The sequence below is a fragment of the Pseudoclavibacter sp. 8L genome (assembly GCF_902506465.1).
Classification (GTDB): Bacteria; Actinomycetota; Actinomycetes; order Actinomycetales; family Microbacteriaceae; genus Pseudoclavibacter.
Window position 1 is genome coordinate 54,842 of sequence record NZ_LR733186.1, and the last position, 11,769, is coordinate 66,610.

Here is an 11,769-nt window from a genome sequence, read left to right on the forward strand (position 1 = left end):
CCGTATGGCTCGCTACTTCGCGTGGAGGCTCGCCCTGGGGATCCTGGTCCTCTGGGCGGCCTTCACCCTGTCGTTCCTCCTCCTCTACCTCCTCCCTGGCGACGCGGCGGCCGTGGCCGCGGCCGGCGGCGGAGAAGGGGCAGCCGACCCGGCCGCCATCGAGGCGCTGAGAGCGGAGCTCGGGCTCGACGCTCCGTTCCACGAGCAGTACCTGGCCGCCCTCGGGGGGGCCCTGGTCCTCGACTTCGGCAGCTCCGTGCAGAACGGCATCCCCGCCACCGAGGTGCTCGCCCGCGCGCTCCCGTCGACGGCCACCCTCGCCGGGGCGGCCCTCGTCCTGTCCGTCATCGGCGGCATCGGGCTCGCGCTCATCAGCAACCTCATCCGATCCTCCTGGCTGCGCGGCATCCTCCAGTCGCTGCCCTCGCTCGCCATCGCGGTTCCGACGTTCTGGCTCGGGCTCCTGCTCCTGCAGGTCTTCTCCTTCCAGCTCGGCTGGGTGCCAGCCTTCGGCAGCACGGGCTTCGTGGGGCTCATCCTCCCTGCGCTGACACTCTCGATCCCGACCGGCGCCTACCTGGCCCAGGTGCTCACCCGCAGCCTGCACGAGACCCTCGCCCGGCCCTTCATCGAGCAGGCCAAGGCGAAGGGTGCCGGCGACACGCGCATCCTCGTGCGCCATGCCCTCAGGAACGCGGCCCTGCCGACTCTCACGATCGGCGGGGTGCTCGTCGGCCAGCTCCTCGCAGGAACCGTCGTCACCGAGACCGTCTTCTCCCGCGACGGCGTCGGCCGCATGATCGTGACCGCCGTCGCCAACCGGGACATCCCCCTCGTCATGATCGCGGTCGTCTTCGCCGCCGCGATCTTCGTCGTCACCAACCTCATCGTCGACGCGCTCTACCCGCTCGTCGACCCCCGCCTCTCGCACTCCACGAAGCAGCGCCCGGCGACCAAGGCGCGTCCGACACCCCCACCGGCGTCCGGTACCACTGCCACGGAGCCCGGCAGGACTCGAGCGAACGAGGTCGCAGCATGACCCAGCCCCTCCTCACACCGCCGTCAGACCTCGCTGCGCTGAGTCGCACCGAGCGGTACGTGGCCCCCGGCAGCGCTGGCGGCGTCGCCGCCGAGCGGACCCCGCAGCCCGTGCCAGCTGCCGCGAAGCCGTCGTCGTTCGCGCGCTTCCGCAGCCTCCTGCGCCTCCCGTCCCTCATCCTTGCGATCGCCGTGCTCGCAACCGTCATCGCGTGGGCCGTCGCGCCGTCGATCTTCACGCCGTACGACGCCATTAACGGCGCCCTCCTCGACCGCCTCCAGCCGCCGAGCCCCGCGCACCCCTTCGGCACCGACAACCTGGGCCGGGACACCCTCGCGCGCTTTATCCACGGCTCGCAGACCACCCTCCTCGCTTCCGGCCTCGCCGTCGTCATCGCGCTCGGCACCGGGGCGCTCCTCGGGCTTCTCGCCGGATACCTCCGGGGCTTCGTCGACGAGGCGATCATGCGATTCATGGACGTCATCCTCGCGATCCCAGCCCTGCTGCTCTCGCTCACCATCATCACGGGACTCGGCTTCGGGACGCTCAACATCGCGATCGCGGTCGGCCTCGCATCCACCGCAGCCTTCGCGCGCATCATGCGCTCGCAGGTCCTCTCGGTCGCCACTGCCGGCTACATCGAGGCGGCGAAGCTCTCGGGCGCTCGCTGGCCGAGCATCATCTTCCGCCAGGTCCTCCCCGCCGCGATCACCCCGGTCCTCGCGCTCGCCGCCATCGAGTTCGGCGCGGCAGTGCTCGCCATCTCCGCCCTCAGCTTCCTCGGCTTCGGAGCCCCGCCGCCCCAGCCGGAGTGGGGCGCCCTCATCTCCGAAGGCCGCGACTACCTCCAGGCCGCCTGGTGGCTCACCACCCTGCCCGGACTCGTGATCGTCGCGGTCGTGCTCTCCACGGCACGCATCTCGCGCTGGCTCCAAGAACGAGGAGACCGCTCATGACCTCCACACCCCTGACCCAGCAGGCAGGCAGCGAAACGCAGCCGCTCCTGTCCGTCCGCGACCTCCAGCTCGCCTACAAGGGGGCCACGACGCTCGCCGTCGCCGGCGTGTCCTTCGACGTGTACCCGGGCGAGCAGGTCGCCATCGTCGGCGAGTCCGGCTCCGGCAAGACCAGCGTCGCCAAGGCCATCGTCGATCTCCTCCCCGCGAGCACCGCGGTGACCGCGAACGCACTCCGCTACGACGGCCTCGACCTCACCGCCTTGACGCCGCTCGAATGGCGTGCCGTCCGCGGCGCACGCATCGGCCTCATCCCGCAGGACCCATCGGCGTCCCTGAACCCGCTGCAGACCGTCGGAGCGCAGGTCGCCGAGGTGCTCCTCATCCACGGCCTCGCCACGAAGAAGGATGCACGCGCGCGAGCCGTCGAGCTCCTCCATGACGCCGGGATCCCCGACGCGGCAAAGCGTGCAGCGCAGTACCCGCACCAGTTCTCCGGCGGCATGCGGCAGCGAGTCCTCATCGCGGCCGCGCTCGCAGCCTCGCCCGGCCTCATCATCGCCGACGAGCCGACGAGCGCACTCGACGTGACCGTCCAACGCCAGATCCTCGACCTCATCGCGGAGCGGGCCGCCGTCGCATCCACGGCCGTGCTCTTCATCACCCACGACCTCGGCGTGGCAGCCGACCGGGCCGACCGCATCCTCGTCATGCAGCACGGAACGATCGTCGAGGCCGGCCCGGCGGCCCAGGTCCTCGAGGACCCGCAGCACCCGTACACGAAGCGACTCGTCGCGGCCGCACCCACCAGGACCTCGACGCGACTCGCGCCGGCCAATGGGGCCCTCGGCATCGACCGCAGCCGCCCGGTGCTGGAGGTCAGGGGACTGAGCAAGACCTTCCGGCTGCCAGGAGGCGCACGGGTCGACGCGACGAAGGACGTCGCCTTCTCGATCGCCCGCGGCGAGAGCTACGCCCTCGTCGGCGAGTCGGGCTCCGGCAAGAGCACAACCGCTCGCCTCGCCCTGCTCCTCGAACGACCGGACCAAGGGAGCATCCGCCTCGACGGCCTCGACGGCCTCGAAGTCGCCGGCGCCAGAGGCAGCGCCCTGAGAGCCTTCCGCCGCAGGACCGGGCTCGTGCACCAGGACCCCTACTCATCGCTCGACCCGCGATTCACGGTCGCGGACTCCATCGAGCAGCCGCTGCGGGCCTTCGGGGTCGGCGACAAGCAGTCGCGCCGCGCGCGGGTGCTCGAGCTGCTGGACGACGTCGCGCTCCCCGCCGATTTCGCGCAACGGCGCTCGACGCAGCTCTCCGGAGGGCAGCGGCAGCGCGTCGCCATCGCACGAGCACTCGCCCTGAAGCCAGAGCTCATCGTCCTCGACGAAGCCGTCTCCGCCCTCGACGTCTCCGTCCAGGCGCAGATCCTCCAGCTCCTCGTCGACCTCCAGGCCGAGCACTCGCTGAGCTACCTGTTCATCACCCACGACCTCGGGGTCGTCCGCCAGATCGCCGACCGCGTCGGCGTGCTCCGAGGCGGCGAGCTGCTCGAGGAAGGCACCGTCGACGAGGTCTTCGAGCGCAGCACCAACGCCTACACTCGAGCGCTCGTCGACGCCATCCCGGGCGGCAAGCCCACCGAGCGCGTCCTGGAGGCGATCGCATGACATCCGCAGCCAGGCTCATCGATATCGACAGCACCAGGGGAGCCAGGTGCATCGCCGTCCTCGGCGCCGGACCTCGCGGAGCTGGGCTCCTCGAGCGCATCGTCGCCAACTACGACGGCGAGACCACTGGCCCGCTTGTCGTGCACCTCATCGACCCGCACCCGCCTGGAGCCGGACGCATCTGGCGAGACGCCCAGTCCGGGCTCCTGAAGCTCAACTCGCTGGCGGCCGACGTCACCATGTTCACCGACGAGACGAGCACCATCGAGGGCCCGGTAAAACAGGGCCCCTCCCTCGTCGAGTGGGCTGAGCTCGCGAGCCGCGGCGAGCTGGCAGGCTACGACCTCGACACGGAGGACCAGCAGGTGGCCGCCGAGGTGCGGTCACTCGGTCCGGCGAGCTTCCCTACGAGGCGCCTGCAGAGCAGGTACCTCGGCTGGTTCTTCGAGCAGGCGGCGGACGCGGCGCCAGAGGGCCTGACGGTCCTCGTCCACGCCGCCGAGGTGACGGGCGTCACGACGATCGACAACGGCGCGCAGCGCGTCGAGCTCGATACGGGCGACAGCCTCACCGTCGACGTCGTCGTGTACGCGCTCGGCCACTCCGGAACCCTGGTCCACGAAGGAACGAGAACCGCCGAGCTGAGCGAGTTCGCGGCCCGCCACGACCTCGCCTACGTGCCGCCCTCGTTCACGGCAGACGCAGACTTCAGTGCAGTGGAAGCTGGGGAGCCCGTCATCGTCCGCGGTCTCGGCCTCGCCGCCGTCGACCTGCTCGTCCTGCTCACCGAAGGGCGCGGGGGAGCGTTCCTGCCCGGAGACGAGCCGGGACGCCTCAGGTACCGTCCCTCCGGCCGCGAGCCCCGCATCCTCGTCGGCTCCAGGCGGGGCGTTCCCTACCACTCCAAGGTCACGAGCGTGCTCCAGGGGGAGCCGTTCGAGACCCGCTACTTCACGGCGGACATCGCCCGCGAGATCGTCGCCGAGCACGAGATCCTGGATTTCCGCACGCACTTCTGGCCGCTCCTCGCCAAGGAGATGCTGCACGGCTACTACCGCGAGCTCTTCACGGGGCACCCAGATCGAGTGCGCGTGTCCTGGGTCGAGTTCCGGGCCGAGCTCGACCGATTCGCCGCCCAGTCGCCCGAACTCCACGAGGCAGTGCTCGCCGCGCTCGTCGACCCGAGCGACGAGCTCGACATCGAGACCTTCGACCACCCCCTGCGCGGGGCCGCGGCAACCGACGTCGGCTCGGTGTCGGTCGCCCTCCACGACTACATCCGCGAAGACCTCCGCAGGAGGAACAGCCAGCAGCACAGCGAGAACCAAGGGCTCTTCCTCGCCCTCCTCTTCTCCTTCATGACCTTCGTCGAATTCCAGGATGCTCCCAACTGGTCGCCGGTATCGCTCGCCGGAGACGTTCGCGTCTGGTGGAAGGGCTTCTTCAGCTACGTTGCGTCCGGCCCGCCAGGACACCGTCTCGACGAGCTCCTCGCGCTCAGCGAGGCCGGTGTCGTGCACTTCCTGGGCGGCGAGCTGCGCGTTTGGGAGGACGAGGAAGCCGGCCTCTTCAGGGCAAAGGGCACAACGCTCGAGCGACAGGTGTCGGCCCGCGCGCTCATCGACGCCTGGCTTCCCGACGCCGACGTCGCCCACACCGACAACCTGGCGCTCAGGCAGCTCATCGAGTCTGGCGAGGGGCGCGAGCGCATCGCAGCCACCCCGGAGGGCAGCCTCGCCACCGGCGTCATCGAGGTGCGCCGCGAGGACTCGAGGATCGTGCAGGCAGACGGGACGACGCATCCCCGTCGGTTCGCAATCGGCCCGTACACGTCCAATCCATTCGTCGGGGCGTTCTCCCGCCCCCGGACCAACGCCGTCTCGTTCCGCGAGAACGACGCCGTCGCCCTGAGTACGTTGAGACTCGTCGGCGAGATCAGCAGAGAGAACGAGGAGAGGGAACAGCATGAGCACGCAGCAGAGCACCACTACCGGAGACCACTTCAGCGCACGGTGGGCGGTCTGGCACGAAAGTCGTGAGCGCGCGGTCCGTGCCCCGTACGGGCCGGCGGCCCTCGTCGCGACCAACTGGCTCGCCGATGGCATCGAGCTCGAACTGGAGGGCGTCGCGGGAACCTGGAGCATCGTCGACGGCACCGTCGTCGGCAGCGGGCTCGCCGAGAGCGGGTACGTGGACGCCTCCGGCTCCGGAGTCGGCGACCGCGTGACGCTGAAGACGGGTGAGGAGCTCCGCGACGGTGCGCGCATCGTCCGGGCGTTCGCGCGCGACGATCAGCGCGCCCTCCGAGTGCTCGACCCCGAGGCGTCGGGGCGAGCCGCGCTGCTCGGCATCGACAGCTACCAGCCTGACGACGACTACGTCGTGTCTGCGAGCTTCCGTTCCTCGACCGAGCAGGTCGACGTGCTCCAGGCAGACGGCTACGTGTCCAGGAAGGACCTCGGCGGGAAGCTCGACTTCGAGCTCGGCGGCTCGGCGTTCTCGATCGACGCCGACCACACCGAGGCAGGACTCCAGGTCGTGTTCGCCGACACAACGAGCGGTGTCGAGAGCTACCGTTTCCGGTTCCTGACCGTCCCCGCCCCCGAGGCCGACGGGGCGACGACGATCGACTTCAATCGCGCCTACCTACCGCCGTGCGCCTTCAGCGACCACTTCGTCTGCCCGACGCCTGCCGCCGACAACCGGCTCAGCGTGCCGGTCAGAGCTGGCGAGCGGAACGCCATCAAGGCCTGACGCCAGCGTCCAGTCGCCGACGACGATCGCGAACCGCGCCCGACGGAACCCAACCCGGAGCGCGGTTCGCGATCACTCGTCCGGATCGAGCAGGGGCCGCTCGTCGCGGCCGCGGATGCGATCGATCTCTCGACGCTCCCGCTTCGTCGGACGCCCGGCCCCACGGTCGCGGTACGCGATGGGGGAGGCGAACTCCCGAGGGGGAGGCGGAGGTGAGTTGTCGATGAGCGCCTTCGCCGCGATCGGCGCGCCGACGCGCTTCTTGAGGAGCTCCTGCGCGACGAGGACCCGGTCACGATCGGTCCGCACCCGAACCTCGTCGCCGACGTGGATGCGCTGCGCTGGCTTGGCCCGATCGCCGTCGATCTTGACGTGCCCGGCCTTGCAGGCTGCGGTCGCGGCGCTGCGGGTCTTGTAGATGCGGACCGCCCAGAGCCACACGTCGACCCGCACGGAAGCGGGTCCTGGCTGGTGGTAGCCCTGCTCGTCTCGGTCCATCCGATGATCGTATCGAGTTCGTGAGGCCGCGCCCAGCGGTCGTGCTCAGCGGTCGTGCCCTCGTGCGCGCACAGCAGATGGCGTCACCACGTGTCGACCCGCGCGGGCTTCACCGACACGCAGACGCGCCGAGACGCGCGAGGCGTGCCACTGCGACAATGACCTCATGGCAGGCGACCGGCACGAGAGCCCGATGCGGTGGGCGACGCTTCCCAACGCCATCTCGGTGGCGCGACTGCTCGTCTTCGTGCCCCTCACTATGTGGCTCGCCGCCGACGGCCGGGAGCTGGCCGCCACCCTGAGCCTCGCTGCGTTCGGGGCGACCGACTGGATCGACGGCTTCCTCGCCCGCCGCCTCGGGCAGGTTTCCCGAGTGGGGGAGGTCCTCGACCCGGTCGCCGACCGGCTCGGCATCATCATCATCGGCTTCGGCCTGGCACTCCTCGGCTACTTCCCGTGGTTCGTGCTGGTCACGATCTTCCTCTGCGACCTGGCGCTGCTCGTCATCGGGCTGGCGCGGCTCGAGCGGGTTCGCGAGGGGCGCGTGAACCTGCTCGGCAAGGCCAGGTCGGCGTTCATCATGGTTGCCATGCCGCTCCACCTGCTGTCATACGCCGAGCAGGTGCCCGCCGAGCCGCTGCGCACCATCACGTGGTGGATGCTGCTGATCGGGACGGTCCTGCACGTCGCAGCAGGAGCCGTCTACGCGGTCAGGTACCTGCGCCGCCGGGCTCCGTGACGAAGTCGATGAGCTCCTCCACCCGGCCGAGCAGCGACGGCTCCAGGTCCCGGTAGTCGCGGACGCGCTCCAGGATGCGCTGCCAGGCCCTTGCCGTGTCCGCCTGCTCCTCTGCGGGCCAGCCGAGGGCCCTGCAGATGCCCTTCTTCCAGTCCTGCCCTCGAGGAATGACGGGCCATGCCTTGAGTCCGAGGCGCTCGGGCTTCACCGACTGCCACACGTCGACGTACGGGTGGCCGACGACCCGCACGTGCGAGGCGCCGAAGCGCCGCGTGATGTCGTCGGCGATGCGCTGCTCCTTCGAGCCCTTGACGAGATGATCGAGCAGCACTCCGACGCGGCGTGTCGGGCTCGGTCCGAACACCGTCAGCACTTCGGCGAGGTGGTCGGCGCCCTGCAGGAACTCGACGACGACCCCGTCGATGCGCAGGTCGTGGCCCCAGACCTTCTCGACGAGCTCGGCGTCGTGCTTGCCCTCCACGAAGATTCGCCCGGCCCTCGCGGTCCTCGCCTTGGCATCGGCGACGTGGAAGGAGCCGGACGCGCTGCGTGCTCGCCCAGACTGCTGCTTGGCCGCCGGGGGCCCGAGGAGGATGGCCTCATCCTCGAGCAGGAAGATCGAATCGGCGGGGAACGCCTTGCGCTGACCGTCGAAGTCCTGCAGCGTCACGGTCTGCTTGTTGGCCGACGCGAGGCGGCCGTAGAAGCCGCTCGCCGCATCCTCGAGCCACATGCCGCTGGCCATGGGCACCTTCCGCGTGAGGGGCGCGGACTTGCGCTCGCGCATGCGGGCGATGGGGTCACCCGAGTAGCGGTCGTCGGACTCGGCGCGGCCGTCGAAACTCGCGCGATCGCCGGAGAGGGAGTCGTCTAGCACTCCGGAAGTGTACGCCGAGGGTGAAAATCGGGCTCGATCTTCCCGCTCGTTTCGACAACACTCAGTCGTCTGACGCACAATGGCAGGCGGTGCTGCTGCAATTAACCGACCGGAATTCGGGCACCCCCGATTCCGCTACGCTTGAGCATCGACTCGAGGAGGCAAATATGGCTGGTTCTGACGCTGAGGCGCGGACCCCTGAAGGCGACGGCGTCGTCGATGAGCAGACACAGTCTTCGACGATGTCGTTCACCGGCGATTTCAGCGCGCAGCTCGCTGCGCTCATCGCAGGTGGTGTGTCGAAGGAGGAGATGGAGTCCATCAGTGCGCTTCCCTCCGGATCCGCGCTCCTGATCGTCCGTCGCGGTTCCAACGTGGGAGCCAGGTTCCTGCTCGACACCGACCTCCAGGTCGCCGGCAGGCACCCGAACGCGGAGATCTTCCTCGACGACGTCACCGTGTCCCGACGTCACGCCGAGTTCACGCGGCACGGCCGCGAGTTCCACATGCGCGATCTTGGTTCGCTCAACGGCACGTACTACAACGGCGAGCGCATCAACTCCGCCGTCCTCACCAACGGCGGAGAAGTGCAGGTCGGCAAATTCCGGCTCACTTTCTACAGCTCTCCGCTTGACACCAGCCTGACTTCCGCGTCTGCCGGGAACTGATCGTGGCCGCTATGGCGGCGGCGGCTTCTGCGCGGGGACCAGGTCGGACGCTCAGTATCGGTCAGGTGCTGCAGCGGCTGAACGTCGAGTTCCCTGAGCTGAGCCCCTCCAAGCTCCGCTTCCTCGAGGACAAGGGCCTCGTGCATCCCGAGCGAACGCCGAAGGGGTATCGCAAGTTCTCCGCGGCCGACGTCGCTCGCCTGCGCGAGGTGCTCACCATGCAGCGCGACCTCTACCTGCCGCTCAAGGTGATCGCCGAGTACTTCGACGACCTCGATCGGGGCCTCGAGCCTGAGCTCCCGGGATCGCGGGCACCGCAGCGGCAGACCATGCTCGCCGCCGGCACCGTCCTCGATCGCGCGCAGCTGCTCGAGCGCTCTGGAGCCAAGCCCGCCCTGCTCGAGCAGGCCGTGAGTGCCGGACTCATCCCGGCGGCGAGTCGGTACCAGGAAGACGAGCTCACCATGCTGAGCACGCTCGTGGAGCTCGAGCGGGTGGGCATCGAGCCGCGCCACCTGCGCCCTTTTCGCGCTGCCGCACATCACGAGTACGGGCTCATCGAGCAAGCGCTCTCGACGAACACCCGGCGGGCGCGCTCGCAGGGCGAGGCCGTCGAGCGTGCCAACGAGCTCGCCGAGCAGCTCGGGTCGGTTCGCCGGTCCCTCATCCGCCAAGCGGTTCGCGGTCGCAGGTAGGTTCATCCTCCACTTGAACGTGAAGTGGATTCGCGAGCCACGATCTCGTGCCACGACACGCCGCAGGCCTGCCGCGGATGCCTGAAATCCGGGGCAAGTCGGGTCATGATCACATCGTTGTCGTTCGGAAGTAGCCGAGCGGCATGCACTCCAATAGAATCGACCCAGACGGCTCGGGACTTACCTCAAGTTCCCTTGTGGTACAAGGCTTCCCCAGGGCGCATCGGCTCCCCGGAGCGCAGGGCTTGCTCCAGGAGTACGGGGCGCTGAGTTGGTCGAAAACGTGTGAAAGGTGTAGGCATGAGCGAGCAGGGACAGGGCGACGCGCCAACCGGCGGCGAGTTGGTCTTCACCGACGGCATTCCGGACCTCGATCCGGGCTCCGGGTACCGTGGCGCCGTTGCCGCGCGTGCCGCGGGCATCACCTATCGGCAGCTTGACTACTGGGCTCGCACCGGCCTGGTCGAGCCGACGGTTCGCGGGGCGAAGGGCTCAGGCTCGCAGCGTCTCTACTCGTTCCGCGACATCCTCGTCCTCAAGCTCGTGAAGCGACTGCTCGAGACGGGCATCTCGCTCCAGCAGATCCGCACGGCGGTCGACCAGCTCGCCGAGACCGGCGTCGTTGACCTCGCGCAGACGACGCTCATGTCGGATGGCGCAAGCGTCTACCTGTGCACCTCGAACGACCAGGTCATCGACCTCGTGCACCGCGGGCAGGGCGTGTTCGGCATCTTCGTCGGCCAGGTGCTCCGCGAGGTCGAGTCGACCCTCGTCGACTTCGAGCAGCAGACGCTCGACCCAGTCGACGAGCTCGCAGCACGCCGCGCCAGCCGCGCGAGCTGAACCCGCAGACGGCCTCGCTGTCTCGGCACGTTCGGGCGCTTGACCGCGCTCCGGTTGCCTGACCACGCGAGGCAGGCCGCGGCGCCGAAGCCGCTGGTTTCCGGAAACTCGCTAGTTGTTCGACCGGCCCCGTTGACGCCCGCGCGTCACCGGGGCTTCGTCGTCGCCCGTGGCGGGGGCTTCCGCATAGGTGCCCAGCCGGCCGGCCCGCATGATGCGGTCGAGCAGCTTGTCGAAGTTCGCCGCCATCTCCTCGGCTGAGCTTCCCGGCCAGAGGTGCACGGGCTTCGCTGCGCCCTGCGCCTGCTGCAGTGAGGTGCGCTCTGGGAGCGCGGGGGAGAGCACGAGGGGACCGAACATGTCCCGGAGCTCGCCGAGACGGAACTGGTGCTCGAGGGACTGGTGCTTGGCCCGGTTGACGATGATGCCGAGCGGCTGGAGCCGCGGCGACAGCTCGCGCCTGATCTCGTCGACGGCCCGGAGCGCGCGGTCGGCGGCGGCGACCGAGAAGAGCCCGGGCTCGGTGACGACCGCGACACGGTCCGAAGCGGCCCAGGCCGTGCGCGTAAGCGCGTTCAGCGAGGGCGGGCAGTCGATGAGGACGAGGTCGTAGTCCTCCTCGACGACGGCAAGCGCCTCCTCGAGTCGCCAGATCTCTCGGATCGAGGGATTCGGGGTATCGAAGCTCAGCGCTGCTGGACTGCCCACCATGAGGTCGATGACGCCGCGGCTGCCTTCGCCCCACGCGGAGCGGGCGATCGCCGCGCGAACCGTGCTTGGCTTCGGCGAGCGGAGGACGTCGGAGATCGTGGCGCCATCCTGCGCGCGGGCATCGAGCCCTGTGGAGACGTCGGACTGGGGATCCAGGTCGACGACGAGGGTTCTGAGCCCGCGGGCCCAGGCGGCGGAAGCGAGGCCAAGGGTCACCGTGGTCTTGCCGACGCCGCCCTTGAGAGAACTGATGCTGAGGACGAACACCAGCCCAGGCTACATTCACTAGGCTTGAGGTCACGTTGCTGCATGCCCCTGT

12 protein-coding genes are annotated in these 11,769 nt (G+C 69.4%); 9 read left to right on the plus strand and 3 right to left on the minus strand.

The window, feature by feature from the left end; all coding sequences use genetic code 11:
- The first annotated feature begins 4 nt into the window (after nucleotides 1-4).
- From GV007_RS06970 to GV007_RS06990, 5 genes are read left to right on the plus strand one after another with little or no spacing between them, the layout of a single operon-like run.
- Nucleotides 5-1,039 carry an ABC transporter permease gene (locus GV007_RS06970; RefSeq protein ID WP_160071670.1) on the plus strand — a complete coding sequence of 345 codons (1,035 nt, stop codon included), beginning with the start codon at nucleotides 5-7 and terminating at the stop codon, nucleotides 1,037-1,039.
- Nucleotides 1,036-1,995, plus strand: coding sequence for an ABC transporter permease (locus tag GV007_RS06975; RefSeq protein WP_160071671.1), 960 nt, complete (start codon nucleotides 1,036-1,038; stop codon nucleotides 1,993-1,995). The genes GV007_RS06970 and GV007_RS06975 overlap by 4 nt, the downstream gene beginning before the upstream one ends.
- On the plus strand, nucleotides 1,992-3,665 hold the full coding sequence (locus GV007_RS06980; RefSeq protein WP_201297631.1) for a dipeptide ABC transporter ATP-binding protein: 1,674 nt from the start codon (nucleotides 1,992-1,994) through the stop codon (nucleotides 3,663-3,665). The genes GV007_RS06975 and GV007_RS06980 overlap by 4 nt, the downstream gene beginning before the upstream one ends.
- Nucleotides 3,662-5,704 (plus strand): FAD/NAD(P)-binding protein, encoded by a 2,043-nt coding sequence (locus GV007_RS06985; protein WP_201297633.1) that lies wholly within the window; start codon nucleotides 3,662-3,664, stop codon nucleotides 5,702-5,704. The genes GV007_RS06980 and GV007_RS06985 overlap by 4 nt, the downstream gene beginning before the upstream one ends.
- Nucleotides 5,631-6,419, plus strand: a complete 789-nt coding sequence (locus GV007_RS06990; RefSeq protein WP_160071672.1) for a DUF1684 domain-containing protein — start codon at nucleotides 5,631-5,633, stop codon at nucleotides 6,417-6,419. Before GV007_RS06985 ends, GV007_RS06990 begins: the two co-directional genes overlap by 74 nt.
- Nucleotides 6,420-6,491: 72 nt before the next feature.
- Here the strand turns inward: GV007_RS06990 and GV007_RS06995 are convergent, their stop codons facing one another.
- Nucleotides 6,492-6,917: an RNA-binding S4 domain-containing protein gene (locus tag GV007_RS06995; RefSeq protein WP_104331119.1), complete on the minus strand. Its 426-nt coding sequence runs from the start codon at nucleotides 6,915-6,917 to the stop codon at nucleotides 6,492-6,494.
- A 166-nt stretch (nucleotides 6,918-7,083) separates the two neighbouring features.
- Here GV007_RS06995 and GV007_RS07000 point away from each other — a divergent pair, with 166 nt between their 5' ends.
- Nucleotides 7,084-7,656 (plus strand): CDP-alcohol phosphatidyltransferase family protein, encoded by a 573-nt coding sequence (locus tag GV007_RS07000; RefSeq protein WP_160071673.1) that lies wholly within the window; start codon nucleotides 7,084-7,086, stop codon nucleotides 7,654-7,656.
- Here the strand turns inward: GV007_RS07000 and GV007_RS07005 are convergent.
- On the minus strand, nucleotides 7,628-8,533 hold the full coding sequence (locus tag GV007_RS07005; protein ID WP_236558400.1) for a DUF3097 family protein: 906 nt from the start codon (nucleotides 8,531-8,533) through the stop codon (nucleotides 7,628-7,630). The genes GV007_RS07000 and GV007_RS07005 overlap by 29 nt on opposite strands.
- A 167-nt stretch (nucleotides 8,534-8,700) precedes the next feature.
- On the opposite strand from GV007_RS07005, the gene GV007_RS07010 reads away from it, so the two are divergent.
- The 3 genes from GV007_RS07010 to GV007_RS07020 all read left to right on the plus strand — a co-directional run bounded on the left by GV007_RS07010 (nucleotide 8,701) and on the right by GV007_RS07020 (nucleotide 10,739).
- Nucleotides 8,701-9,201 (plus strand): FHA domain-containing protein, encoded by a 501-nt coding sequence (locus GV007_RS07010; RefSeq protein WP_068478243.1) that lies wholly within the window; start codon nucleotides 8,701-8,703, stop codon nucleotides 9,199-9,201.
- Between the two features lie 11 nt (nucleotides 9,202-9,212).
- Nucleotides 9,213-9,896, plus strand: coding sequence for a transcriptional regulator FtsR (gene ftsR / locus GV007_RS07015; RefSeq protein WP_160071674.1), 684 nt, complete (start codon nucleotides 9,213-9,215; stop codon nucleotides 9,894-9,896).
- A 300-nt stretch (nucleotides 9,897-10,196) separates the two neighbouring features.
- The gene (locus GV007_RS07020) at nucleotides 10,197-10,739 is read left to right on the plus strand and encodes a MerR family transcriptional regulator (RefSeq protein WP_104241118.1); all 543 of its coding nucleotides are present in this window, start codon (nucleotides 10,197-10,199) and stop codon (nucleotides 10,737-10,739) included.
- Nucleotides 10,740-10,850: 111 nt separating this feature from the next.
- Here GV007_RS07020 and GV007_RS07025 read toward each other — a convergent pair whose 3' ends face one another.
- Complete coding sequence (locus GV007_RS07025) at nucleotides 10,851-11,717, minus strand: ParA family protein (RefSeq protein ID WP_160071675.1); 867 nt, start codon at nucleotides 11,715-11,717, stop codon at nucleotides 10,851-10,853.
- Between the last annotated feature and the right edge of the window lie 52 nt (nucleotides 11,718-11,769).